Below are 23,969 nucleotides of genomic sequence, written 5' to 3' on the forward strand. Positions count from 1 at the left end.
CAGCGGTGCACCTCGTCAATCGTGACGTCCCCACCCATGCACAGTCCAACGAGAGTCCGGACCGCCGGTCACGGCAACTGCGGCTGCAGTACTAAGGGTGCCCACGCCGAGTACGAACTGAATCACGGCCCCAACCCGGCCAACCATCAGCCCGGCGTCGACATCGGCGGAGGAATTATCTCTGACGGGAAGATCTATTTCGGCGAGAGGGGGGTGGCCGCGGAGTACGCTGGAGCGACCGGACGGAACTTCGCCAAAGGTATGGTGAAATACGAAATGCACCCGTCATTCCTCGAAGAGTTCGGCGATCATGTCGAAATCCACGACTACAACGGTCCGAATGGTGCGCCACGGCTTGAATTCGACATCCCGGTGGAAAAACTCGACAGATTCAACGAATTGACCCAGAGGCGTAGTTGGATATCTATTTTCGGAGGCCCGAACTGACCATGTTCCGCAACCATCAGGAGCTCGATGTGACAGTGGTCGCTGTGGCCTCGGTGGGTTTCAAGGTTATCGTGAACAACACGGACGGTGCGACCGGATTCGTCGACCAGGTCAAGCACCCGTACTGGTGGGACGAAAGCGTCGCACCACCCCAGGTGGGCGACGAACTGCACGTCGTCATCCTGGACGCCAATCGCAAGCCGCCACGGTTCAGCGCGTTGCAAAGGGATATCGACATCGCACGCCGCCTTCGTGACAAGGCGCCGTAAGGCTGACATGCGCAGCCGGCCGGCCTGCCCGTCGGGAGCGGTAGGGGAATCGGGTGTGGGACGGTAGTAGCCGCCGTCGGTGACGGTGACTGCGGCGCCGGTACTGGTGTTGATGACGGCGGCGCCGACGCGGCCAGGTGACTGCGGCCGGGAAGTCAGCTCGGATATGGCGTCATGGAAGAACTGTCTTGCTTTCGAATTTTGTGGACAGAGAAAAATCGATCGAGGACCTGGACGGGGTCAGATGGCCGCCCCCGCCAGCGGACAGCACGTCCCTGGTCCGCGGCGTGCATGAACTGAGGAAGCGTCCCGTCAAAGATCTGTCGGTAGAGGATCTACGCCGGTTGATCGGGCAGGACCTCGGGCTTCGGTGGCTGCTGCCGATGGCCCTGGACTTCCTGAGGGAGACCGCTCCCGATGAAGCAGCCATCGGTTGGTACGACGACGATCTTCTGTCGGCTGTGCTCACGAGAAAAGAGCCGGCGTGGAGGTCCTCGGCCGAGTGGGCTCGCCACTTGAACGAGACCATCGCCATGCTGACCGACTTGTCTCCCTACATCCAGCAGGAAGTGGACGCATTCCGCACGGCGTTGTCCGACCCGTTGTGAGAGAGCGATCCGCGGCATGAGCCACGAGCCATCGGAGACCTCACCGCCGTTCGGTCCGTGCCTGCCGGTTTCCCGCCTCCCGCACCGACTGTGTGGACACCACCGTCGGCGATCGAGCAGGCACTGGTCCAAGCCAAGGGGCGTGGGACGACTTCATTGATGTCGCCGGGTTGCTCCGGTGAGTCCGATTGTCGGGCCGGTCTCGGCGAGGCAGCAGTCTATGAGCGACCGCCGGCCGCCGCCGATCACCGGGTGCGCTCAGCGCGGTCGTCGTACTCTTCGCGGGCGGTGATGACTTCTTCGATGTGCAGCACGGACCACTCCGTGAGCGCCTTCAGCGGTTCCCGCAGCGTCTGGCCGAGCGCGGTCAGCTCATACTCCACGTGCGGCGGCACCTCTGGGTAGACGGTTCGGCTGACCAGCCCGTCGCGTTCGAGGGTGCGCAGCGTCTGGGTGAGCATCTTCTCGCTCACGCCCGCCAGTGCCTGCCGGAGCTGGCCGAACCGGGAGGTCCCGTTCCGGCCGAGTTCGCCCAGCACCAGGACCGCCCACTTGCTGCCGATCTGGTCGAGCAGGTCCCGCGACGGGCAACCGCGCTCGTACGGATCGAATGACGGTGTGGGCCCGGTCACGTTCTCGGCAGCAGCCATAGAGCTCACCTCGATGCTATCGGTCGGGTAAGTACCGTACCAAGGAGTGGCTACTCCCCAATGGAGAGTGCGCAGGTCATTCTGTGTTCCATCCCGCCGCGGACGGACCGCGGCAGGCGTGTGAGGCACGCGCGGAGAAAGGAATGACCATCATGCCGATCGTCGTCACCGGAGCCACCGGCCAGCTGGGCAGGCTCACCGTCGAGGCACTGCTGCGGCGCGGGATCCCGGCCGCGGACATCATCGCGACCGGCCGGGACATCGCAAGGATCAAGGACCTGGCCGACCGAGGCATCACGGTACGCCGGGCCGACTTCGCGGACACCGAAAGCCTGGCCGAGGCATTCGCGGGGGCGGACAGGCTGCTGCTGATCTCGGCCTCGGTCCCGGTGGGCGAGCGGGTCGCCAACCACCGCCGCGTGATCGACGCCGCCGCGTCCGCAGGCGTGTCGCTAGTGGCGTACACGAGCACGACGCACGCGGACACGGCCACCACCGTCATCGGTGCCACCCACAGTGAGACCGAGGAGTATCTGCGGGACCGCGAAATCCCCACCGTGCTGCTGCGCAACGGCTGGTACCTGGAGAACTACACCAGCCAACTGCCGCAGATCCTGCAGAACGGTGCCGTCGTCGGCGCCGCGGGCGAGGGGCGGATCAGCGCCGCGTCCCGCGCCGACTACGCCGAGGCCGCAGCGGTCGTCCTCACCGCTGAAGGCCACACCGGCGCCGTGTACGAGCTCGGCGGCGACGAATCCTTCACCCTGACCGAGCTCGCCGCCGCGATCTCCGCTGTGGCCCGAAAGCAGGTTACCTACGCTGACCTCCCGGTGACCGAATTCGCCCAGATACTGGCCGCCGCGGGCCTACCCGCCGAGCTGGCGGAGGTCCTCGCTGACGCTGACCGCGGCATGAACCGCGGCGAGATGTACACCGACTCCGGCGACTTGCGCCGCCTGATCGGCCGCCCGCCCGTAACCCTGGCCGAAGCCCTCACGGTCGCCGCCCTGCATTGATGAGGTCGAACTCGTGATGTGGTCGGGTTGCTCAGGTGGGTCTGTTTGTCAGGCCGGTCTCGGCGAGGCAGCCGTCTATGAGTTCGCTGCGGTACTGGATGTGCCGTAGGCGCGTTAGCCTCATGTTGTGCGGTTGCCTCGGGATCCTTCGAACGTCACCGATGTCCTGGTCGCAGCGTTTCCGAACCACCTTGCCGGTGACGTTCATGGCGTCCTGGTGGTGATGCCGGACGCCACGCACGCGCCGGTGGAATCCTTCGAGGTCGAGGTGCAGGGCGAGACCGTCGCCATCCCCTCGCGCATCTACAACGACGAGCCGAGCGCCGACTCTGAACGGCTTCTCACCGGAACCCAGCAGGTGATTCTGCATTGCCTGTACTCCCGGCACAGTGATGGCCGGGTCCGCCATCGTCACCTGGAACAGATCCTGGCATCGACGCAGCCGTGGGTGGCCCCGTTCGTGGTGCAGCTGGCCGGCGAGTACGTGTTGGAGATCCTTGACGTGATCGGGCAGGGGCTTGCCGACCTCGCTGCCCCAGGCTCGGCCCAGCGCAGGCTCTACGGGGAGTTCATCACACGGAACCCAGTCTTCTTCGCGCGGACGGAGCGACGAGTGGTGAGCTACTGGTCGTGCTACCACCGCTGGAAGCACCCGGTGTTCGGGGCGTACCCGGGGGGCGCTCTGATGGAGGCGTTCCGGGCCGCCGCGTCGGAACACCTGGGTGCGCGTTGGCCGCGCAACACGCCGCGTCCATAGCGGAAGACGGGGCAGGCCCGCCGCCATGACCGGCCAGGTACCCGCAGAACCCGGTGCAACGCTCAGGCCGCCTCCAGCTCGGACCACTGACGGCCGTTTTGGTCTGGACCTATTGACACCTCAATTGGTCTGGACCAACTTGAACGCATGCCTCCCCACAGAAGACACAGCCGAAGCAACCGCTTGGGCGCCTGCGTCACCGTCGCCCTGGCCCTCTCCACCGCGGGCCTCGCCGCCTCCCCCGCCTCCGCGGCGGACGTGAACAATGTCCGGAACGCCGGCTTCGAGTCCGGCCTGACCAACTGGAACTGCTCCGCGAGCAGCGACACGACGGTCGCCGCCCCGGTGCACGCCGGCACGGCCGCGCTGAAGGCGACGCCGGCCGGACAGGACAACGCGCAGTGCACCCAGACCGTGGCGGTGAAGCCGAACTCCACGTACACCCTGGGCGCGTGGGTGCAGGGCGGCTACGCGTACCTGGGTGTGACGGGCACGGGCACGACGGACGTCTCGACCTGGACCCCGGACACCACTTCCTGGAAGCAGCTGTCGACGTCGTTCACGACAGGCCCGTCCACGACGTCGGTCACCGTCTACACGCACGGCTGGTACGGCCAGGCCGCGTACTACGCCGACGACGTCTCGGTGTACGGCCCCGACGGCGGCTCGGGCGACGATCCGGCCCCGACGGTCCCGGCCGCGCCGACGGGCCTGAACGTGACGGGCACGACGTCCTCGTCGGTGTCGCTGAACTGGTCGGCCGTGTCGAACGCGACCGGCTACAACGTCTACCGGGGCGGTACGAAAGTGGCGTCGGCGTCGGGCACGTCCGCGACGGTGACCGGCCTGTCGGCCGCCACCTCCTACTCCTTCCAGGTCACGGCCACCAACTCGGCCGGCGAGTCGGCGAAATCCGCGGCGGTGACGGCGACGACGGCCACGAACGGGGGTGATGGCGGGGGTACGCTGCCGAAGCACGCCGTGACGGGCTACTGGCAGAACTTCAACAACGGGGCCACCGTCCAGAAGCTCTCCGACGTCCCGTCCGCCTACGACATCATCGCCGTGGCCTTCGCCGACGCCACGTCGACTCCGGGCGCCGTGACCTTCAACCTCGACTCCTCCGGGCTGGGCGGCTACACGGTCGACCGGTTCAAGGCGGACATCAGGGCCAAGCAGGCGGCCGGGAAGAAGGTCATCGTCTCGGTGGGCGGCCAGAACGGCACGGTGTCGGTGAGCGACTCGGCATCGGCGGCGAACTTCGCCGACTCCGTCTACTCCCTGATGCAGACGTACGGCTTCGACGGTGTCGACATCGATCTGGAGAACGGTCTCAACGCGACGTACATGAGCCAGGCGCTGCGCGCCCTGTCGGCGAAGGCGGGCTCGTCGCTCGTCATCACGATGGCACCGCAGACGATCGACATGCAGTCGACGTCGAACGCCTACTTCCAGACCGCCCTGAACGTGAAGGACATCCTCACGGTCGTCAACATGCAGTACTACAACAGCGGTTCCATGCTGGGGTGCGACGGCAAGGTGTACTCACAGGGTTCGGTGGACTTCCTGACCGCTCTGGCCTGTATCCAGCTGGAGGGCGGGCTCTCCCCGTCCCAGGTCGGGCTCGGCCTCCCGGCCTCGTCCCGCGCGGCGGGCAGCGGGTACGTCTCACCGTCGGTCGTGAACAACGCGCTGGACTGCCTGGCCAGGGGTACGAACTGCGGTTCCTTCAAGCCGTCCAGGACCTACCCCGGGCTGCGGGGCGCGATGACGTGGTCCACGAACTGGGACGCGGCGTCGGGGAGCGCGTGGTCGAGCGCGGTGGGGGCGCATGTGCACGGATTGCCGTAAGGGGTGATGGCGACACCGTGAGGCGAGGGGCGGGCGACTGGTGGCGCCCGCCCCCAACCCGGCCTCCTCCTGCTCGAAGGGGCCTGCTGCGGGCACTGTCCGTCGGAGGTACTTACCGCCTCGAGGCGCCCCGGCCGTGCGTCGGCTGGGGCACCTGTCCTGTGCGGCGTCTCATCGCCTACTTCAGCGCAGTACCACCCGAGTTGTGGTAGGCGATGGTCTTGCTGATCAGGTTTCCGCCGTCGGTCTCGACCGAGGTCTGTTCCTGCTGCCCCGGACCGAACATCAGGCCCGCGACATGGGCCTTCGCCACCTGGTCCATGTGGGCGAAGAGCCAGTCCACCTTGTCGTCCTTGTAATGGTTGAGGGTGTTGTTCTGCGCCATGTTGCCCAGGGGGATCTGCCACAGGACGACCGGCTTGCCCACGGACTCGGCCATCGTCTTGTAGAACCGCATCGAGTCGGCGGCCTTCTGCCCGGTCCAGAAGGTGTCACGGCCGCCGTGGGCCGGCTGTGCGTACCAGCCCGCGTCGCGGTCCGACACGTCGCTGACCAGGAAGTCGGCGCTCTGCGCCCCGAGGCTCGCGTAGTCCTTGACGCATGCCTGGGTGTTGTTCTGCCAGTCCCAGCAGGTGAGGTGGAGCCCCACGGCGGTGTGCGGCGCGTACTTGTGCGCCATCGAGATCAGGCAGCGGGAGAGTCCGGCGGCGCTGTTCTCCTGGGATCCGCAGTCCTTCGGATTCGCGGCCGTGACCTGCGCGGCGACCTTGTGGGGATTGCCGAGCGACCGGACGTACCCCCAGAAGTCGGGTTCGAGGTCGATCATGTCGCGCGACGTTCCGATCTTCTGGAGGAAGAAACGGTAGTCGTTCATGTACCGGGTGAGCAGGTCCACCCGGTCGATGGCCTGGACCTCGCCCGGACCGTCGCCCTGGCCTGCCAGATCCCCGAGGTCACGCAACGAGTACCACGTCCAGAGCATCTTCTGCGGACGCGGGCGGCCCTTGTACGTCGCCTTGGCCACCTCGCTGTCCCGCCAGGTCACGTAAGTGCCGGGCGCCGTGGTGCTGCCGTTCCAGCAGCCCCACCAGTTCGACCACCCGTCCTGGCAACGCGATGCCGAGTAGTAGTCCGACGAGGGCGCGGGCCGGCTGTGCACATAGGCGTACCGCGCGTCGAACGGCGCGGCGTTCGCCGAGGCGTCGGACATCGAGCCGCCGATGAGCACCGTGCTACTGCCCATGAAGCGTTTCGCAGAGCTGCCGCCCGTCGCGGGGGGCGTGCCGGCGCTTCCCGTGCTCCCGGCCGGGACGAGTTTCCACTGCTGCTCGGCGCCGCCCCGGTCGCGGTCCTGGACGACGTGTTCACCGTCGGCCTTCGAGGCGTTGTGGACCGCGACGGCCTTGCCGCTGAAGCGGTTGATCAGACGCACGTAGCCGTCCGGCGACTTCGCCAGCTTGAACTCCTGGTTGGAGCCTTTCCGGTCGCTCCACTGGACGAGGTCGGAGCCGTTGCTCTTCGACCAGTGGTAGTCGTCCAGCACCTTGCCGGAGTTCCGGTTCTGCAGCCGGTAGTAGCCGTCACCGGCGTCGATGAACCGCCACTGCTGGTTGGCTGCGCCGTGACGGTTCCACTGCACCACCGCCGCCCCGTCGTTCGTGGCGGAGGCACGGCCGTCCAGCACCTTGCCGCTGTTGTGGTTGACCAGCACGTACCACGCCTTCGGATCCACGGGTTGGGCCGATGCGCTGTTGACCACGACGACGGCGCCGCTCACGACAGCCAAGACGACGGCCGCCCAGACACTCCGCCGCGCGATCAGCCGTCGGCCACGATGTGCCGCTTTTCGTCTCACCGCGACGGTTGAGTCGGTCGGCTTGGGTGGGCGAGGGGACATGTCTGTGCTCACTTTCAGGCGTTGCATCTGACCGGACCACCTGGCCGGGCAACACTGAGTGGTCCGGGCGGCCCGAAAGGTTGCCGCGCGCCCGGAGATCCACGAACTTTTTTGGCCGGCCAGGCGGTAGCGGAACCGACGGGCGCCCGTGACGGCGCCGGCGCCGTCGATGAACAACGGCCACGTTCAGGTTTTTCACGTGTCCAGGTGTCCAGGAAACGGGTTCAGCAGGTCGTACACCGTCCGAACTCACGTACGTCTTCACCGAACGATCACTGCTACGCTTCCGGATCTCCGTCCGGGCGCATCCTCCGGATGTTCGCATGTCATCCACATGACACTCGCAGAGTTCGCACCGAGGGAAGGTCGCCCGTGGGCACAGTCGTCGACGACGCAGCCTCCGTGGAGTTCCATGCTTTCTTCGAACGTCACTACGCCGAACTCTCCCGGCTGGCCCACCTGCTGACCGGTGAGGCGGATGCCGCCGACGACCTGGCGGCGGATGCGCTGCTGGCGCTGTGGCACCGCTGGGACCGGGTGCGCGCGGCCGACCATCCGGTGGCGTACGCGCGGGGGGTGGTCGCCAACCTGGCCCGCACCCGCATCCGCGGCGCGGTGCGCGAGCGCCGGCGGATCGCGCTGTTCTGGCCGCACCGCGAGGAGCGGACCGAGAACCCGGACGTCGCAGGCGTGGTGGATGTCCAGGAGGCGCTGCGCAGGCTGCCGTTCCGCAAACGGGCGTGCGTGGTGCTCCGGCACGCGTTCGACCTCTCGGAGAAGGACACCGCGCTCGCCCTCGGGGTGTCGGTGGGTACGGTGAAGAGCCAGACGTCGAAGGGAATGGCCGAGTTGCAACGGCTGCTCGGCACCCAGCGTCCCGAGCGGAAGGTCCACGCGGCGATGGCCCGGGGCGGCGCCGAGAGCGGAGGAAGGAACCGATGAGGCAGCAGGACGTGCACGACGAGCTGCGCGCCCGGCTGCACGAGGCGGCCGGGGGCCACGAACCCGACCGCGCGCGCATTCTGGCCCGCGTGGAGCGCGGCATGGCCGCGCCGCCGTCCCGCCCCGTGGGTCACCGGGCCACGCGGCCCCTGCTGCTGGGCTGGGTGCGGGTGGTCAGCGCCACCGCGGCGGTCGCCGGGGTGCTCGCCGTCGGCGGGTACGCGGTGGCGTCCGCGGTGAAGAACGCGCCCCCCGAGCAGAAGCGTACGGTCGCCGTCTCCCCCACACCCAGTACCTCACCGGACGCGACCGCGAGCCGTCCGCCCGTCCACACCGCCACCCCGGCGCCCGGCGTGGGCACCACGCGGCCGTCCGGTGCGCCGAGTGCCGGTGAGTCGCCGAACGCCCGGGCCTCCGCCCAGCCGCCCGCGACCCACAGCGAACGGAGCGGCCCGTTGTGGCTGGACGGCTCCATGGACCCGCACAGCAACGACTTCTGGGCCCAGAGCGATGTCACCCTGAAGACGACCAGCCAACTCACCGCGCTCACCGTCCGGTTGAAGATCGTCCAGACGGGAGGTGTGGCCTCCACCGGCGCCTGGCGCTCCCTGCCCGAGGCGGACTTCACCCAGACCGTCCAGGAGCGGAACGGCTTCCTCGTCTACACCTGGACGCTCAAGGACGGCCGTACGGTCCCGGCGGGCCAGTGGGTCTTCGCCGGCCAGTACAACCACCAGCAGGGCGGCCGCAACGCCAAGGACGACAGTTGCACCGTCACGGCGACGGCCGACGGCCACGCGTACACCGTGGACGGGGGATTCGCGGCGCATACGAGCGCCGGCGGGGACTCCTAGTAGCGCTTCGTCACGCGGAGTGGCCCTCCGTAGGGGAGGCGTTCGGGCCGCCACGTCGGAACACCTGGGCGCTCGACGGCCGCGCAACACGCCGCCTCCATAGCGGAAGACGGAGCAGACCACGTCCGGTACAGCGCTCACGCCGCCTCCAGCTCGCACCACACGCACTTCCCCCGGTCCCCGAACCGCGCCGACGGCTGCCGCCCCCAGTACTGCGCGCAGGCCCTCACCAGCTGCGGGTGCGGCGCCCCCTGAGAGCAGCCGGCCCCTCCGCCGATGCCGATGCCGATGCCCAACTGGAGCACTTTCGAGCGCTTTTCCATAGGGTGAAGGATGAAGCGCTGCTCCCACAGCAGTCGCGAGATCTCATCCACCAGTTGCTCATGGAGCTGTGAGGACCGGCATGATCACCCACATCGTGTGGCGGAAGTCGTCCTTCTCCGGAGGAGGCGAGGGAAACGACTGCGTCGAGATCGCGGACCTCGACACCCACATGGCCGTCCGCGACTCCAAGGCCCCGGCCGGAGCCACCCTCACCTTCCCGACCGACGCCTTCACCCCCTTCATCGAGGGCCTGAAGGCGAGCACCTCCGCGGTGGGCCCGTATGTGCGTCTCGACGGGTGACGCCGCCTTCTCCGGCACCATCCTGTACTGCGGGCGGCTGCACCACCCGGCGCACGGTCTGATCCATGTCATGGGGTACCAGAACACCGCCGTGAACCTGGCGGACGGGCCGAACGCCATGCTGCTGCACCTGCCCACGTGGCGGGTCACGCCTCAGCAGTTCGTCTCCACCGGGCGCAGCGACGACATCCTGCGCCGGATGGTCGACGCCGTCGAAGCCAAGGACGCCGAGGACGAGGGCATCGCGTGGATGGGCGCGGGTCCGGAAACCGTGCAGGTCTTCGAGCACGATGTCTACACCGTGCTGCTCGCCTCCGATCCCACCCTGATACCCAACGTGCTCCATCGCGTGCCCACGCATCGGCGGCCCCGGCTCGACCCGGATCTCCTGCGCTTCTACGCCGAGCACTTCCCCGACCACACCATCGCCGTCTGCTGCTTCGACAACGCCGATGCGCAACGGGCCAAGCCCCTGCTGGTCTGGTACTCGCCGCACGACCCGGACCGGCTGACTCTGCCCGCGCTGGACAGCCACACCGGAGGCGCGCCGGATCTGGACGCCGACGTCCCCGTGGACCACTGGGTTCTGTTCTCCACCGACCAGGCCCCGGACGGCTGGGGCGTCCCGGTCGACTATCCGGCGCGCATGCGGCACAGTCTGCGTGCCTTCCTTCCCGGCAGGGTCGTGGGCCGGTACTACGGCGACGGACGGGCGCTGAGCAACGGCGACTTCGGCATCAGTCACCGCGATCTGCTGGGCGGCGACCTCGACCGCGTCGAGCGGCGACGGCCGAGCCTCGTCCAGTAGACCGGCCTCGGGACTGGTGAGCTCGCGTCCTGGGGTGTCGCGCGGCGGGCTACAGCCCCCGGCGTGGGGCGGCGGGCGTCACTTCTCGTCCGCGCCGGGTTCCCCGCTGATGGATGCCTGGTAGACGTCCGCGTAGGTGGGAGAGTCCTTGACCAGGTCGTCGCAGAACGCGGCGACGTCGGTGCCGATGAGTTCCAGGACGCCCTTGCCCGCGGCGACGCCCTCCTCGAAGAAGTCGACGATTCCGGGGAGGAGGGTTTCGTCGGACAGGCTGACCGGTCCGACCTTGAACAGGTACTTCTGCATTTCCTTGTAGACGATCTGGTAGTCCGGCGGGAGGGCCTTGACCCGGGCCACGTGCGCCCGCCACTGTTTCTTGCCCTCGATGATGTCTCGGATGCTCACGTCAGTCTCCCAGCCGGCTCAGTTTCCTTGCGACGTTCCTGTTCAACTGCTCGCGCCACCGGTCGCGATGGGTTCGAGCCCCTTCTCCACCGGCAAGCGCGGTGCAGAAGCCTTGGATGTCGTCGCCGAGCACCTCGTGGACGCTCTGCCCGTCCGCCGCTGCCATTTCGAGCAGCCCCAGGGCGGCGTCGAGGATCGGCATGAGGTTGCGGCCGGTGAAGTCCCCGTAGGGGAAGAGGTGGGCGATGATCTGTCCCCACGCCGCCTGGTAGTCGTCCGGCAGGGCCTCGGCGCGGGCTTCGAACGCCTTCCAGTCCCTGGTGAGATCGCTGCCTGTGACCTTCTCCCAGAAGTTCATCTCCCGCCCCTCTTGAGCCTGTCGATGCGTGATGAGACGTACTGCCATTTGGCCCAGAACTTCGCGAGTTCTTCGCGTCCGGCGTCGTTGAGCGCGTAGAACTTGCGCGGCGGGCCGACCCCGGATGGCCGTTTGGTCACCTGGACGAGTCCGTTCCTCTCCAGCCGCAGCAGGATGGTGTACACCGTCCCCTCGATGACGTCGGTGAAGCCGAGCTCGTTCAGCTGACGGGTGATGGCGTACCCGTAGGTTTCCTCGTTGCCGATGATTTCGAGCACGCACCCTTCGAGCGTGCCCTTCAACATCTCCGTCAGGTCGTCCATCGCGGGTGCTCCTCAGCCCTGCCGGTACTACGTGATACCGAGTACCACTATACGGTAGCACCGAGTAGTGCCGACAACGGATCGATCTGGCGTTTTCCAGTCGGCCCTTTCTGCTACCACTTGAACTGACCATGACATCGCTGGACCATGGAGCGCCGACCGGCACAGCGGACTCACAGCAACCTCCGCCCCGGCCCGCACCCCACCCGCACGTCGCACTGAAGCACACCGCTCCCAGCTCCACACCCCACATCCCGGCGATCCCGGGATTCCTGGAGATCCAAGGAGAGTTCATGCGACTTCGCACTCGCGGCTCCGGCGCGCGCGGCAGCAGACGTGTCGCCGGGCTCGGCGCGCTGCTGGCCCTCGCCCTTGCCGCTCCCGTCTGGTCGACAGCCACCGATGCCAGCGCCGACAGCGTCCGGAAGGTCGCCCCCTCCCGGGAGGACATCCGGCAGTACGAGATCCATCAGAGCACCACGCCCGTGACCCGTACCGCCATCCAGCGCACCGGTGTCACGGTGGACGAGGCCGACGAGGAGACCGTTGTCGTCTCCGGGCGGGCCGACCAGATCCGTGAGCTGCGCCGACTCGGTTACGGCGTCACCCCCGTGGGGGCGGCGCCGGAGCGGTCCGGGGCGCGGCTGTTCGACTTCCCGAGCGCCGACTCGAAGTACCACAACTACGCCGAGATGAACACGGAGATCGACCAGCGGCTGGCCGCCTACCCGGGCATCATGAGCAAGCGGGTGATCGGCAAGTCGTACCAGGGCCGGGACATCGTCGCCATCAAGGTGAGCGACAACGTCGGGACGGACGAGGACGAGCCCGAGGTGCTGCTGACCTTCCATCAGCACGCCCGCGAGCACCTCACCGTGGAGATGGCGCTGTACCTGCTGCGCGAGCTCGGCGCCGGGTACGGGAGCGACTCCCGCACCACGAACCTCGTGAACAGCCGGGAGATCTGGATCGTGCCGGATCTCAATCCGGACGGCGGCGAGTACGACATCGCGACCGGGTCCTACCGGTCCTGGCGGAAGAACCGGCAGCCCAACGCCGGTTCGTCGTACGTCGGGACCGACCTCAACCGGAACTGGAACTACAAGTGGGGCTGCTGCGGCGGCTCGTCGGGGTCGACGTCGTCCGAGACCTACCGGGGGGCCGCCGCCGAGTCGGCGCCCGAGGTGAAGGTGGTCGCCGACTTCGTGCGCGGCCGGGTCGTCGGCGGGAGGCAGCAGATCAAGGCGGGCATCGACTTCCACACGTACAGCGAGCTGGTGCTGTGGCCGTTCGGGTACACGTACTCCGACACGGCGACCGGGATGACGGCGGACGACGCCGCCGCCTTCAAGGCCGTGGGGCAGAAGATGGCCGCCAGCAACGGCTACACGGCGGAGCAGTCCAGCGACCTGTACATCACGGACGGGTCGATCGACGACTACCTCTGGGGCACCCAGAAGATCTTCGACTACACGTTCGAGATGTATCCGACGTCCAGCTTCGACGGAGGCTTCTACCCGCCCGACGAGGTGATCGAGCGGGAGACCTCGCGGAACAAGGACGCGGTGTTCCAGCTTCTGGAGAACGCGGACTGCATGTACCGGTCCATCGGGAAGCAGGCCCAGTACTGCGGCTAGGGGGTGTCTTGCCCCTGCGACCCCGGCATGATCCACAAGACCCCCCTCGGGCCCACCTGCCCGCCGGCTACTCCCCGGGCGGCCTGCGACGGCTGCGCAGCGCCAGTACCAGGCAGACGGTGGTCGCGGCGATGGCGAGTGAGGCGGGCAGACGTGCCCAGGAGGTGCCCGCGGCCGGCGCCTGGGCGGCGAGCAGTACCACTGCGGTGGCGGCGGCGGCCGCGAGTGCGGGTGTCGCTCGTGGGCCGCCGGGCGGGGCGGTGACACCGGCTGTCCACGGGTCGGTGACGAGCAGATAGGCAGGCAGCAGGGCGGCGATGCAGACGACCAGCCAGACCGGGGGACCGGTGGCCGCGGCGACCGAGATCGCCGCGGCCGGCAGCAGAGTGGTCCGGTGGCGGGCCGCGAGGGTCCGTCGGCGCATGGAGGTCTGGACGGGGCGCGCGTCGACCATCGGAGCGGCCCACCACGCGGCCGCCACCGCTCCCAGGACCAGCAACCTGACCGGCAGTGGTGCGTGCAGGGCGGCGGGCGGGTCGCAGGCGGCGACGGCAAGGGCCGTTCCGAGCAAGCGGTCGGTGATGCGGGAGGTGATGGGGGAGGTGAGACGGGCGATGAGCAGGGCGGCTCGGCTGCCGGCCGGGCGCGAGCCCGGTCCGGCGGTCCGATCGGGGGCGGTGGTCATCGGGTCCCCCCACGGATGCGGGTGCGCAGCAACGGCGCGAGGGCGAGGTCGAGGGTCTCGCCGGGCCGGTGGGCGACGACTGCGATACCGCGTTCCACCAAGGCGAAGCGCATGGCGTCGCGGTCGGCCCGCCACAGCCGCAGCGCGAGTTCGCCCTCGGTGTCGCCGGGCTCCAGGACCGGCTCGCCGGTTGGGATCTCGACCACGACCATCGGGTTGGCCCGTCCGCGCACCTGGTGCAGGATGTCGAGGATCCGCTGGTCGATCAGCGGCGTGATGACGTACACCAGCGCTCCTTGGGGCAACGCGGGCGGTGGAAGCCGGCTGAGTCCCTCCGTACGGTACGCGAGGTCCTTGCGGACCCCCAGCACGCTCTCGACGATCCGGTAGAAGTACCCCTGGCCGCTGCCCGGTCGCAGCCAGCGGGTCGCGCCGCCGACCGACACGACGCCGACCCGGTCGTGGGTGCGCAGGTAGGCGCGGACCAGCCCGGCAGCGACCCGGAAGGTCTCGTCGAGCGAGGACGCTCCGGTGACCGGGTCGACCACGTCGGTGAGCACGTCCAGCAGCACCACGGTGTCGGCGGTGCGCTCCGCGGCGAACTGGTGGACCTGCAGGGTTCCCCGGCGGGTGGTGGCCGGCCAGTGGATCCGCCGCTGCCGTTCGCCGCGCACATACGGGTGCACGCCGGTGACCTCGACGCCCTCTCCGCGCTGCTGGGCGGTGTGCTCGCCGAGCCGTTGCGGCAGCCGGACCGGGATGGGCGTGAGGCCGGCGTGTCCGGGCTGTGGGAAGACGGCGATCTCACCGAGTTCGGCCCGGACGGTGCGCCGGGCCAGCCCGCCGCGGTCGTAGACGTCGACGTCGACGGTGCCGAGCGTCCAGCGGCCCCAGCGCTGCGCGGTCAGGACGAGATCGACGCGGTGCGGGCCGACGGCGAGGTGGTCGAGCCGGACCCCGTGGCCGAGGGTGACGCCCGGGTCCAGGCGGCCGGTCTCACCGTCGTAGGACACCGTGATCCGAACCGTCACCTGTTCGCCCTCGAAGCATCGTCGCGGCTCCACCTCGGCCTCGGCCGTCACCGCCTCCGGGCGCGGTCCGCTCGGCAGGGCGAGGGCGAGCAGCACCAGGGGCGCGGCGGCGAGGGCCAGGACCCAGGGGCGCCCGGTGACCAGCGCGGCGGTCAGCGCGACGACGGCCAACGTGCTCAGCCGCAGGGCGCGTTCACCGGCGCGCCGGCCGAGCGGAGGCGGCGGCGGAGGTTGGGCGGTCATGTCCTGGCGGCCGTCCAGGGCACGTCGAACGGCGGCAGCCGCTCTGCGGGCCGGCCTGGGCCCCGTCACGACGCGATGGGCGTGCGCGGCAAGGTCTGCGGGGCCGGCACGGACTGCACGACCTCGCGCATCACGTCGTCACCGTCGATCTGCCGGACCCACAGCTCCGGCTTGAGGGTGACGCGGTGCGCGAGGGCCGGCACCGCCACGGACTTGACGTCCTCCGGGGTCACGTAGTCCCGCAGGTCCAGGACGGCGCGGGCGCGGGCGAGCTGCACCAGGGCCAGGCCGCCGCGCGGAGATGCGCCGACCTGGACATGCGGGTGGGCCCGGGTGGCGCGGACCAGCGCGACGACGTACTCCAGCAGGTCGTCGTCCACCTGGACGCGTTCGACGGCGGCGCGCATGGCCAGCACCTCGCCCGGACCGCTGAGCGTGCGCAGCACGGCCTCGGGCGCCGCCCGGTCGACACGCGCGCGCAGCATGCCCGCCTCCTCGGACGCCGCCAGATAACCCATACGAACCCGCACCAGGAACCGGTCGAGCTGGGCCTCGGGCAGGGTGTACGTGCCCTCGTACTCGATGGGGTTGGCGGTGGCGACGACCACGAAGGGCTTCGGCAGCGACCGGGTGCTTCCGTCGATGGACACCTGGGACTCGGCCATCGCCTCCAGCAGCGCGGCCTGGGTCTTGGGCGGGGTGCGGTTGATCTCGTCGGCGAGCAGCAGGTGGGTGAAGACCGGCCCGGGCCGGAAGACCATGTCGGCGGTGCGTTGGTCGTAGAACGGAGCTCCGGTGACGTCGGAGGGCAGCAGGTCGGGGGTGAACTGGATGCGTCGGAAGTCCAGGCCGAGAGTGGTGGCGAAGGAGCGTGCCAGCAGCGTCTTCCCGAGTCCCGGCAGGTCCTCGATGAGGACGTGGCCGCCGGCGAGGATGCCGAGCATCACCAGCGCCAGCGGTTCCGCCTTGCCGACCACGGCCGTGCGGATCTCGTCGAGCACGGCCGCGGCCCTTTCACCTGCCTGGCGGGGAGTCAGGGTGTCGTGGTGCGAGGTGGGTTGCGGGCTGGTCACGGTCGGTTCCTCACGGGGCGGGGTCGGGATGCGCATGCTGCGGGGTCGGCCGCAGCGCCACTGGTCACAGGGCTTCCAGGCGGTCGAGCAGGGAGCGCAGGACGGGCTCGGGAAGAGTGGGCCGCGGAGCGGTCGTCTCGGGATCGATCCATGGCCACAGCTCGGCTCCGACCAGCGCCCGGGCCCGCCGCGGGTCCCGGTACATCGCCACGCCGTGCCGTTCGGCGAGCCGGGCGGCGAACAGCCGCTGCAACTGCGGCCGCATGACGGTGGCGAGGTGCGCTTCGCCGTCGTCCGCGAGGGTCTTGGCCACGATGCGCCGCCACCCGCCGAGGGCCGGGGCCCGGCTGTCCAGCAGGCGCACCGGCCTGCGATGGCCGCTGTCCTGGGCGGCCGCACCCGCGGCATAGCGCCCCAGGGCCAGCGCGACCGCGGTGATGAGGGCGAGGCCGGTGGCGGCCGCGGCGGCACCGTCGGCCAGGGCGAGCAGCACCTCGGTCGCGACCGCGGCGGTGCCAAGTACCACCAGCGAGTGCCGTACCGAACCGGGTTTGGACGACATGGAGTTGACGATGGCCCGGACTGGGGCAGGCGCCTTCACGGGGTACCCGTCACGGCTTCGGGGCCGGACGTCCGCGAGCGCAGGCCGTCGGCGATCTCCGCGAGCGCGGCCGCGGCCCGGTCGCGGTGGCCGCCGTCCATCGCGTGCGTGGAGTAACGGGCCTCGCGGAACAGGGCGGTGAGCGTGCCGGCGGCCGTCCCCGTGGGCAGGCCACCGGCGACGGCCCGCTCCAGCAGATCCTGCGGGCTGTCCGAGACGCGCCGGATCACGCCGGAGTCGGCGAGTGACTTCTCCATGGCGGCATAGCAGGCGATGACGGCTGCGCGGGCGTCGGTTCCGTCCAGCAGGGCGCGGCGCCCGGAGTCCACGGCGTGGGCCAGGCGTTCCTGCTCGTCGTCGAGCGTCGCGTACGTCGCCGGGGAGTTGAGGATCGGCGGCCGGGTCAGATGCCGCCACAGGTGCAGCGCGGCGGTCGCGACGACCACGACGAGCAGGGCGATGCCGAGGCCGAGCAGAACGCGCGTCAGCCCTAAGTGCATGCTGTGGCCGGTGTGCTGTGCGGGTGGCGGGGCGGGTGCCGGGTCCTGTCGCGGGCTGGGGAGCGGTAACGGTTCGCGGCCGCCCTCCCGGCCGGCCTGGTGGCTGCCGCCGGACGATCCGAACCGGTGCAGGACCAGGACCAGCAGCGGAACGACCAGCGAGGCGGTCAGCAGGACACGGTTCACGCCGTCGACCACCCGCTGTTCCACCGGGTCGAGTTCCCGGGTGGCGCCGACCTGCTCCCGGTACTTCTCGCGCAGCGCCAAGCCGCCCAGGAGTGACAGCAGGGCGAGGCCCACCACGAGAACGGCGTTGCCGCCGAGTGGCCCGCGGCCCTTGGCCAACAGGCCCGTGTCGGGTCGCAGCAGCAGTGCTCCCAGGGCCAATCCGCCCACCACCAGCACGGCCGGCGCGGCCTGTGCGGCGCCGATCGCGCTGTGCGGCCGTCGCCCGCCCGCCGTAGGCTCCCGCCCCACGCCACACCCCCCCCTTGTGATCGGCAGCATCGCACACCGGCCGACGGCGTATCACCGACCTGTCCGGTCAGCGGAGCCAGGGCCTGCCCGTGCGGCGGCTACTCCTCGAAGTAGGCGTCCAGCACCGCGTCCAGCTGCTCGTCCCACTCCTGGAAGCGGCTCCTGGACGAGGCCTCGATCTCGATCGGGTACCAGCGGCGGTCAGGGGTGTGCACCGTGACGGTGTACCGCTTGCCAAAGCGGGGGGACTCCGTCTCGACGGCGCCGATCTCGTCCCAACGGAACTCGCACGCCTCCTCGTCCAGGCTCAGGCGGACGCCCCTGCGGTCGGCCACGATTCTGGCGCGGCGGTCGGAGGCCTCGAAGACGGGGCCCTCCGGGGCCTCGTCCGCCTCGGCCGCCTCGTCCGCCTCCTCTTCGTGGTCCTCGACCTGCGCGGCGGTGGCCGGCTCGTCGGACGACGCCTCCGTGGCCGCCCCCGCCCTCTCGGGTTTGGCGTCCTCCTTGTCGGGCTTGGCGTCCTCGGACTCCGCCGCCGCGGGCGAGTTGAGCCCGGGGATGAAGGCCGGGTCGAATCCGGCGCCCTCCAGGGGCTGGCTGCTCGAACCTATGCGCTGCTCCACGGCGGAAGTATGGACGACTTTGCTGTGCCGGAACCAGTCGGGTGGCTCACGCGGCTACACGAACACGCTCAACACCCCCGCCACCGCGAACCCCACCACCGACAGCACCGTCTCCAGCACGGTCCACGTCTTCAGCGTGTCCCGCTCGCTGATGCCGAAGTACTTGGCGACCATCCAGAAGCCGCCGTCGTTGACGTGGGAGGCGACGATGGAGCCCGCGGAGATGGCCATGATGACCAGGGCGACGAAGGGCTGGGAGTGGTCGCCCTCGGAGAGCAGGGGTGCCACGATGCCCGCCGTCGTCACGATCGCGACCGTGGCCGAGCCCTGGGCGACCCGCAGGACGACGGAGATCAGGTAGGAGAGGACCAGCACGGGCAGGCCGACGTCGTGGAAGGTGTCCGACAGTGCCTGGGCGACGCCGCTCGCCTTGAGGACCGCGCCGAAGACACCGCCCGCGCCGACCACCAGCAGGATGTTGCCGACCGGCTTCAGCGAGGCGGTCGACACCGCCTCCAGCGACTTGCGGGACCAGCCGCGCCGGATGCCGAGGAGGTAGTAGGCGAGCAGCAGGGCGATGGTGAGGGCGACGAAGGGGTGGCCGAAGAACTCGAGGACCGAGCGACCGGTCGAGGGGTCGAGGGCGACGGAGGAGAAGGTGGCGGCGAGGATGAGGATCAGCGGGGTGCCGATGATGCCGAGGACGGTGCCGAGGGGTACGGGGTCCTCCCGCGGTTCGACGCCGGCGCGGCGCTGCTCCTCGACCACCGCGCGCTTGGCCTCGTCGGCCGCCTCGACCATGTCCTGCGGTACGGCGACGAAGAGGCGCTTGCCGATCCAGGCGGAGAAGGCCCAGGCGGCGAGCACGGCGGGGATGCCGCAGACGACGCCCATGAGGATGATCCAGCCGAGCTGGACGTGCAGCAGTCCCGCGGCGGCCACCGGGCCGGGGTGCGGAGGCAGGAAGGCGTGCGTCATGGAGAGGCCGGCGAGGAGGGGCAGGCAGTAGAGGAGGATCGACTTCCCGCCTCGCTTGGCCGCCGCGTACACGATCGGTGCCAGGACGAAGATGCCCACGTCGAAGAAGACGGGGATGCCGAAGATCAGGCCGGTCAGGCCCATGGCGAGGGGGGCTCGCCGTTCGCCGAAGAGGTTGAGGAGCCGGGAGGCCAGTACCTCGGCGCCGCCGCTGACTTCGAGGATCGCGCCGAGCATGGTGCCGAGGCCGATGATGATGGCGACGTGGCCGAGGATGCCGCCCATTCCGGACTCGATGGTGGAGACGGCGTCCGAGCGCTGGACGGTGCCGAAGAGTTCGGTGACCGACAGGCCGGAGAGCAGGCCGACGGCTATGGAGACGGCGAGCAGGGCGACGAACGGCTGCAGTCTCACCTTGATGATCAGGTAGAGCAGGAGGGCTATTCCGAGGGCGGCGACCAGGAGCAGGCCGGTGGTGCCGTCGACGAGGAGGAGCAGCCCTCCGGTGTGGGGCGGGGCTGTGGGGGTGGCCGCGGCGAGCGGGTGGGACATGGGGGTCCTCTGGTTAAGTTCATGAAGCTTTCGGGCAGGGGGGATCGCGGCGCGGCGCCCGTGGGGGTGGTGGGGCGCCGTACCGTGGAGACGTACGGGGTGCGGGAGTCGGCGGAGGTCGGCCGAGTGCGGCCGGTGTCAGCCGAGTACGGCGAGCGCGTCGATCTCGATGAGGAGCCCGGCGGGAAGGCCGACGTAGACCGTGGTGCGCGCGGCGGGCGGCTGGGTGAGGCCCTGCTCCTCGAAGTAGGTGTTGTAGATCTCGTTCATCTCGGCGAAGTGGGCGGTGTCCGTGAGGTAGACGCGGATCATCATCACGTCGTCCCAGCCGGCGCCGCCCTCTTCGAGGATCGCCTTGACGTTGGCGAGGGTCTGGAGGGTCTGCTCGCGCAGGGTGGGTCCGGCGGGCGTCGGCGGCTTGCCCTCCTCGGCCGGGAGGAAGCCGACCTGGCCGGCGACCTGGAGGATGTTGCCCTTCCTGACGCCGTGGGAGAACTTCGCGGGCGGGGTGGTGTGGGTCTTGGGGGTGAGCGCGATCTTGTCGGTCATGTGGCTTCCTTGATCGGGGTCCTGCCTGAGTACTCGCCGCTGATGGCGTCCGCCGTACGGCGCACCAGCGGGAGCAGGGTGAGGAGTTCGTCGGCGGTGACGACGACGTTGGGGGCGGAGACCGACATCGCGGCGACCACGCGGCCGTCGGCGCCCCGGATCGGCGCGGCGACGCAGTTGATGGACTCCTCGTGGCCACCGAGGTCGGTGGCCCAGCCCTGTTCGCGTGTCTTCTCCAACTCCCGCAGGAAAGCGGTGACGTTGGGGGTCGAACGGGCCGTGTACATGGGGTAGTCGAGCTTGTCGGCGAGGGCGCGGCGCTCGGGTTCCGGGAGGTCGGCGAGGAGGAGTTTCGCGACGGCCGCGACGGTGATGGCGACCGGCTTGCCGATCCGCGAGTACATGCGCACCGGGTAGCGGCTGTCCACCTTGTCGATGTAGAGGACCTCGCCCTCCTCGTACACGGCGAGGTGGACGGTGTGCCCGCAGCTCTCGTTCAGCCGGATGAGATGGGGGTGGGCGATCTCGCGGATGTCGAGGTTCTCCATGGCCTCCTGGGCGAGGGCGAAGAGGCGGGCGCCGAGGCGGTAGCGCTGGTCGGACTGGCGGTAGACGAGGCCGTGCTCGTGGAGGGTGCGCAGCAGCCGCAGGGCCGTGGACTTGTGCACGCCGAGACGGCCGGCGACCTGGCCGAGGTCGGCGGGGCCCTCGGCGAGCAGCGGCAGGATGCTCAGCGCGCGGTCGACGGTCTGGCTCATGGTGTGCGTACCTCCTCGTCGGCCCAGTGGTCGGCGTGTGTCCAGCCGGGGCCGAGTCGAAGTGTCCCCCACGCCTCCTCGTCGAGGGCGGCCAGCCGGTCGGCGTGGTCGCGGGAGCAGGGGGTGGCGAGGTCGCCGGGGACGGTGAGGGCGGCGGCGGCCGTCAGGTGGCCGTGCCGGAGCCGGGTGGGGACGGGGAGTCCGCGCAGGGTGGCGGAGAGGAAACCGGCGGCGAAGGCGTCCCCGGCGCCGGTGGTGGCCACGACGTCGACGCTGAGGGCCGGGACGAAGGCGGCACCGCCCGGGTGCAGGGCCGTCGCCCCGTGCGCGCCCTGCTTGACGACGAGGACCTCGGGTTCCGGGAGCGCGTCGCGGAGGGCGGCAGGGCCTCCCCCGATGCCCCACAGCTCCTCGGCCTCGTCCTCTCCGACGAAGACGATGTCCGCGGCCCGGGCCAGTCCCAGCAGGACGCCGGGTCCGTCCGCGCCGCGCCACAGTCCGGGCCGGTGGTTGACGTCGAAGGAGACGAGCGGGCGGCCGGGGTGGGGGGCGGTCAGCTCGCGGGTCAGGGCCAGGCACTCGGGGGAGAGTGCGGGGGTGATCCCGGTCAGGTGGAGTACGCGTCCGGCGCGCGCCGCCGTCAGGTCCACCGTGTCCGCCGACATGGCGGAGGCCGCCGATCCCGCCCGGTAGTACGCCACCTCGTGGGCGTCGGTGCCGCGGTCCCCGGCGGTGCGGAAGTAGACGCCGGTGGGCCGGGCCTCGTCGCGGCGGACGGTGGTGACGTCGACGCCGTATCCGCCGATCGTCTCGACGAGGTGGTCGCCGAAGCCGTCCGCGCCGATCCGGCTGACCCACCGTGCGGAGTGGCCGGCGGACGCCAGCACGCAGGCGACGTTGGACTCGGCGCCGCCGATCGCGCGGTCGAAGGACGGTACGTCGGCGAGGCGGCCGGGCCGGGTGGGCAGGAAGGTGACCATGGACTCGCCGAGCGCGACGACGTCCACGACGTCGGGGGCCTTGCGGGATCCGGTGGTGGTCACGATCGTCGTAGCTCCTCGGTCCGGGTGGGGGCGGACGCCGTTGACCCGGCGTGGCCGAGATGTTAGACAGCGGTGAGCGACATACGCAACGACTGTTGCACACGATGCAACACCGCATTTCAGGAGGCCTTATGAGCATCGAAGCGCTCGCCCGACTGGCCGAGGAGCGCGTCGACCACCGCTTCAAGGGCCTCCCGCCGGACGCCGACGGCCTCACCGTCGGCGAGCTGGCCGCCCAGCGCCGCAACCTCTTCACCGACGGCTTCGCGACCCCGGTCCTCGCCCTGTCCGCCGAACGCCTGGAGCACAACCTGGAGCTGATGGAGGCGTACGCGGCCCGCCACGGCCTGGTGTTCGCGCCGCACGGCAAGACCTCGATGGCGCCCCAACTGTTCCAGCGGCAGATCGAGCACGGGGCGTGGGGGATCACGCTCGCGGTGCCGCACCAGGTGCGGGTGGCGCGGGCGTTCGGGATCGAGCGGGTGTTCCTCGCCAACGAGCTGGTGGACGCGGCGGCCCTCAGGTGGGTCTCCGCCGAGCTGGCCGCCGACCCGTCCTTCCGGTTCGTCTGCTATGTCGACTCGGTGCGCGGGGTGGAGTTGATGGACGCGGCACTGAAGGGGGCCGTCCGTCCGGTGGACGTGGTGGTCGAGCTGGCCGCCGGGGAGGGAGCCCGCACCGGGGCGCGTACGGAGGCGGAGTGCGCGGCGGTCGCGGACGCGGTGGCCGCCGTACCCACGCTGCGGCTGGTCGGGGTGGCCGGTTACGAGGGCGAGGTGCCCCGGGCCGATCCGGAGCGGGTGGCGGCCTGGCTGGGGCGGCTGGTGGCGCTCGCCGTCGACTTCGACAAGGCGGGGCGGTTCGCGGCGGCCGGCCTCGACGAGATCGTGGTGAGCGCGGGCGGCAGCGCCTGGTTCGACGCGGTCGCCGACGTCTTCGCCGGCATCCCCGCACTTTCCCTGCCGGTGCTGAAGTTGCTGCGCTCCGGTGCGTACGTCTCGCACGACGACGGCCACTACCGCAAGCTGACCCCGTTCAACCGGGTGCCAGAGGAGGGCGCCCTGGAGCCCGCGTTCCGGCTGTGGGCGCAGGTGGTGTCCCGCCCCTCGCAGGAGCAGGCGTTCGTGAACGCGGGCAAGCGGGACGCGGCCTACGACCTCGACCTGCCGTTCGCCCAGGTGGTCCGCCGGGACGGTGCCGAACGGCCCGCCACGGGTGTCACGGTCACCGCGCTGTCCGACCAGCACGCCTGGCTCGGCACCACCGCCGAGGCGGACCTGGAGGTCGGAGACTGGGTGGGTATGGGGCTGTCCCACCCGTGCACGTCCTTCGACAAGTGGCCGCTGATCCCGGTGGCCGAGGCGGACGGCACGGTCGTCGACTACATCCGCACGTTCTTCTAGGAGGCC

The 23,969-nt window shown here is 70.0% G+C and carries 28 protein-coding genes and 1 pseudogene; 12 read left to right on the top strand and 17 right to left on the bottom strand.

Features of this window, described 5'->3' with window-relative positions:
• The 3 genes from ACFYZQ_RS20560 to ACFYZQ_RS20570 form a co-directional block, all read left to right on the top strand.
• On the top strand, positions 1 to 447 hold a 447-nt coding region (locus ACFYZQ_RS20560), incomplete at its 5' end, for a hypothetical protein (RefSeq protein WP_389149486.1).
• Between the two features lie 2 nt (positions 448 to 449).
• Positions 450 to 716: a hypothetical protein gene (locus tag ACFYZQ_RS20565; RefSeq protein WP_389149489.1), complete on the top strand. Its 267-nt coding sequence runs from the start codon at positions 450 to 452 to the stop codon at positions 714 to 716.
• A gap of 203 nt (positions 717 to 919) precedes the next feature.
• On the top strand, positions 920 to 1,324 hold the full coding sequence (locus ACFYZQ_RS20570) for a contact-dependent growth inhibition system immunity protein (RefSeq protein WP_389150384.1): 405 nt from the start codon (positions 920 to 922) through the stop codon (positions 1,322 to 1,324).
• Between the two features lie 245 nt (positions 1,325 to 1,569).
• On the opposite strand, the gene ACFYZQ_RS20575 is transcribed toward ACFYZQ_RS20570, so the two are convergent.
• A complete protein-coding gene (locus tag ACFYZQ_RS20575; RefSeq protein ID WP_389149492.1) occupies positions 1,570 to 1,974 on the bottom strand; it encodes a winged helix-turn-helix transcriptional regulator in 405 nt (134 codons plus the stop codon).
• A 143-nt stretch (positions 1,975 to 2,117) separates the two neighbouring features.
• On the opposite strand from ACFYZQ_RS20575, the gene ACFYZQ_RS20580 reads away from it, so the two are divergent.
• Positions 2,118 to 2,990: an SDR family oxidoreductase gene (locus tag ACFYZQ_RS20580; protein ID WP_389149494.1), complete on the top strand. Its 873-nt coding sequence runs from the start codon at positions 2,118 to 2,120 to the stop codon at positions 2,988 to 2,990.
• Between the two features lie 31 nt (positions 2,991 to 3,021).
• On the opposite strand, the pseudogene ACFYZQ_RS20585 reads toward ACFYZQ_RS20580, so the two are convergent.
• A pseudogene (locus tag ACFYZQ_RS20585) lies at positions 3,022 to 3,099 on the bottom strand (IS630 family transposase); the annotation flags it as partial.
• Positions 3,100 to 3,117: 18 nt separating this feature from the next.
• On the opposite strand from ACFYZQ_RS20585, the gene ACFYZQ_RS20590 reads away from it, so the two are divergent.
• Both ACFYZQ_RS20590 and ACFYZQ_RS20595 read left to right on the top strand, forming a co-directional pair.
• On the top strand, positions 3,118 to 3,747 hold the full coding sequence (locus ACFYZQ_RS20590) for a hypothetical protein (protein WP_389149497.1): 630 nt from the start codon (positions 3,118 to 3,120) through the stop codon (positions 3,745 to 3,747).
• A 147-nt stretch (positions 3,748 to 3,894) separates the two neighbouring features.
• Entirely contained in the window at positions 3,895 to 5,598 is a 1,704-nt protein-coding gene (locus tag ACFYZQ_RS20595; protein WP_389149499.1) for a chitinase, read from the top strand.
• A gap of 178 nt (positions 5,599 to 5,776) precedes the next feature.
• On the opposite strand, the gene ACFYZQ_RS20600 is transcribed toward ACFYZQ_RS20595, so the two are convergent.
• A complete protein-coding gene (locus ACFYZQ_RS20600; RefSeq protein WP_389149502.1) occupies positions 5,777 to 7,375 on the bottom strand; it encodes an RICIN domain-containing protein in 1,599 nt (532 codons plus the stop codon).
• A 492-nt stretch (positions 7,376 to 7,867) separates the two neighbouring features.
• On the opposite strand from ACFYZQ_RS20600, the gene ACFYZQ_RS20605 reads away from it, so the two are divergent.
• Together ACFYZQ_RS20605 and ACFYZQ_RS20610 are read left to right on the top strand one after the other, a co-directional pair.
• Complete coding sequence (locus ACFYZQ_RS20605; RefSeq protein WP_389149505.1) at positions 7,868 to 8,437, top strand: SigE family RNA polymerase sigma factor; 570 nt, start codon at positions 7,868 to 7,870, stop codon at positions 8,435 to 8,437.
• Positions 8,434 to 9,291 (top strand): hypothetical protein, encoded by an 858-nt coding sequence (locus ACFYZQ_RS20610; protein WP_389149508.1) that lies wholly within the window; start codon positions 8,434 to 8,436, stop codon positions 9,289 to 9,291. Before ACFYZQ_RS20605 ends, ACFYZQ_RS20610 begins: the two co-directional genes overlap by 4 nt.
• 137 nt (positions 9,292 to 9,428) lie before the next feature.
• Here ACFYZQ_RS20610 and ACFYZQ_RS20615 read toward each other — a convergent pair whose 3' ends face one another.
• Complete coding sequence (locus ACFYZQ_RS20615) at positions 9,429 to 9,614, bottom strand: hypothetical protein (protein ID WP_389149511.1); 186 nt, start codon at positions 9,612 to 9,614, stop codon at positions 9,429 to 9,431.
• Between the two features lie 80 nt (positions 9,615 to 9,694).
• Between ACFYZQ_RS20615 and ACFYZQ_RS20620 the strand changes: the two genes are divergently transcribed.
• On the top strand, positions 9,695 to 9,916 hold the full coding sequence (locus tag ACFYZQ_RS20620) for a DUF397 domain-containing protein (RefSeq protein ID WP_389149514.1): 222 nt from the start codon (positions 9,695 to 9,697) through the stop codon (positions 9,914 to 9,916).
• A complete protein-coding gene (locus ACFYZQ_RS20625) occupies positions 9,897 to 10,724 on the top strand; it encodes a hypothetical protein (protein WP_389149517.1) in 828 nt (275 codons plus the stop codon). Before ACFYZQ_RS20620 ends, ACFYZQ_RS20625 begins: the two co-directional genes overlap by 20 nt.
• Before the next feature lie 78 nt (positions 10,725 to 10,802).
• On the opposite strand, the gene ACFYZQ_RS20630 is transcribed toward ACFYZQ_RS20625, so the two are convergent.
• The 3 genes from ACFYZQ_RS20630 to ACFYZQ_RS20640 are packed head-to-tail and all read right to left on the bottom strand — an operon-like array spanning position 10,803 to position 11,810.
• Positions 10,803 to 11,129, bottom strand: a complete 327-nt coding sequence (locus ACFYZQ_RS20630; RefSeq protein WP_389149520.1) for a DUF1048 domain-containing protein — start codon at positions 11,127 to 11,129, stop codon at positions 10,803 to 10,805.
• 1 nt (position 11,130) lies between these two features.
• Positions 11,131 to 11,487 carry a DUF1048 domain-containing protein gene (locus tag ACFYZQ_RS20635; RefSeq protein WP_389149523.1) on the bottom strand — a complete coding sequence of 119 codons (357 nt, stop codon included), beginning with the start codon at positions 11,485 to 11,487 and terminating at the stop codon, positions 11,131 to 11,133.
• Positions 11,484 to 11,810: a PadR family transcriptional regulator gene (locus ACFYZQ_RS20640; RefSeq protein WP_389149526.1), complete on the bottom strand. Its 327-nt coding sequence runs from the start codon at positions 11,808 to 11,810 to the stop codon at positions 11,484 to 11,486. Before ACFYZQ_RS20640 ends, ACFYZQ_RS20635 begins: the two co-directional genes overlap by 4 nt.
• Positions 11,811 to 12,103: 293 nt before the next feature.
• Here ACFYZQ_RS20640 and ACFYZQ_RS20645 point away from each other — a divergent pair, with 293 nt between their 5' ends.
• A complete protein-coding gene (locus ACFYZQ_RS20645) occupies positions 12,104 to 13,447 on the top strand; it encodes a M14 family metallopeptidase (protein ID WP_389149529.1) in 1,344 nt (447 codons plus the stop codon).
• A gap of 67 nt (positions 13,448 to 13,514) precedes the next feature.
• Here ACFYZQ_RS20645 and ACFYZQ_RS20650 read toward each other — a convergent pair whose 3' ends face one another.
• From ACFYZQ_RS20650 to ACFYZQ_RS20695, 10 genes are all read right to left on the bottom strand, one after another.
• Positions 13,515 to 14,132 (bottom strand): hypothetical protein, encoded by a 618-nt coding sequence (locus ACFYZQ_RS20650; protein WP_389149532.1) that lies wholly within the window; start codon positions 14,130 to 14,132, stop codon positions 13,515 to 13,517.
• Complete coding sequence (locus ACFYZQ_RS20655) at positions 14,129 to 15,406, bottom strand: DUF58 domain-containing protein (RefSeq protein ID WP_389149535.1); 1,278 nt, start codon at positions 15,404 to 15,406, stop codon at positions 14,129 to 14,131. Before ACFYZQ_RS20655 ends, ACFYZQ_RS20650 begins: the two co-directional genes overlap by 4 nt.
• A gap of 65 nt (positions 15,407 to 15,471) precedes the next feature.
• Positions 15,472 to 16,479 carry an AAA family ATPase gene (locus tag ACFYZQ_RS20660; protein WP_389149538.1) on the bottom strand — a complete coding sequence of 336 codons (1,008 nt, stop codon included), beginning with the start codon at positions 16,477 to 16,479 and terminating at the stop codon, positions 15,472 to 15,474.
• 64 nt (positions 16,480 to 16,543) lie between these two features.
• On the bottom strand, positions 16,544 to 17,041 hold the full coding sequence (locus tag ACFYZQ_RS20665) for a hypothetical protein (protein WP_389149540.1): 498 nt from the start codon (positions 17,039 to 17,041) through the stop codon (positions 16,544 to 16,546).
• Between the two features lie 35 nt (positions 17,042 to 17,076).
• Positions 17,077 to 18,057, bottom strand: a complete 981-nt coding sequence (locus tag ACFYZQ_RS20670) for a DUF4129 domain-containing protein (protein ID WP_389149543.1) — start codon at positions 18,055 to 18,057, stop codon at positions 17,077 to 17,079.
• Between the two features lie 98 nt (positions 18,058 to 18,155).
• Complete coding sequence (locus ACFYZQ_RS20675; RefSeq protein ID WP_389149546.1) at positions 18,156 to 18,680, bottom strand: hypothetical protein; 525 nt, start codon at positions 18,678 to 18,680, stop codon at positions 18,156 to 18,158.
• Positions 18,681 to 18,734: 54 nt separating this feature from the next.
• Positions 18,735 to 20,210, bottom strand: a complete 1,476-nt coding sequence (locus ACFYZQ_RS20680) for a GntP family permease (RefSeq protein WP_389149549.1) — start codon at positions 20,208 to 20,210, stop codon at positions 18,735 to 18,737.
• A 138-nt stretch (positions 20,211 to 20,348) separates the two neighbouring features.
• Positions 20,349 to 20,759 carry a RidA family protein gene (locus ACFYZQ_RS20685; RefSeq protein ID WP_389149552.1) on the bottom strand — a complete coding sequence of 137 codons (411 nt, stop codon included), beginning with the start codon at positions 20,757 to 20,759 and terminating at the stop codon, positions 20,349 to 20,351.
• Positions 20,756 to 21,517 carry an IclR family transcriptional regulator gene (locus ACFYZQ_RS20690; RefSeq protein WP_389149554.1) on the bottom strand — a complete coding sequence of 254 codons (762 nt, stop codon included), beginning with the start codon at positions 21,515 to 21,517 and terminating at the stop codon, positions 20,756 to 20,758. Before ACFYZQ_RS20690 ends, ACFYZQ_RS20685 begins: the two co-directional genes overlap by 4 nt.
• Positions 21,514 to 22,497 carry a sugar kinase gene (locus ACFYZQ_RS20695; protein WP_389150387.1) on the bottom strand — a complete coding sequence of 328 codons (984 nt, stop codon included), beginning with the start codon at positions 22,495 to 22,497 and terminating at the stop codon, positions 21,514 to 21,516. The genes ACFYZQ_RS20690 and ACFYZQ_RS20695 overlap by 4 nt, the downstream gene beginning before the upstream one ends.
• A gap of 194 nt (positions 22,498 to 22,691) precedes the next feature.
• Here ACFYZQ_RS20695 and ACFYZQ_RS20700 point away from each other — a divergent pair, with 194 nt between their 5' ends.
• Positions 22,692 to 23,963, top strand: a complete 1,272-nt coding sequence (locus tag ACFYZQ_RS20700; protein ID WP_389149557.1) for an amino acid deaminase — start codon at positions 22,692 to 22,694, stop codon at positions 23,961 to 23,963.
• The last annotated feature ends 6 nt before the right edge of the window (positions 23,964 to 23,969 follow it).

Source organism: Streptomyces sp. NPDC001843 (assembly GCF_042891955.1).
Classification (GTDB): Bacteria; Actinomycetota; Actinomycetes; order Streptomycetales; family Streptomycetaceae; genus Streptomyces.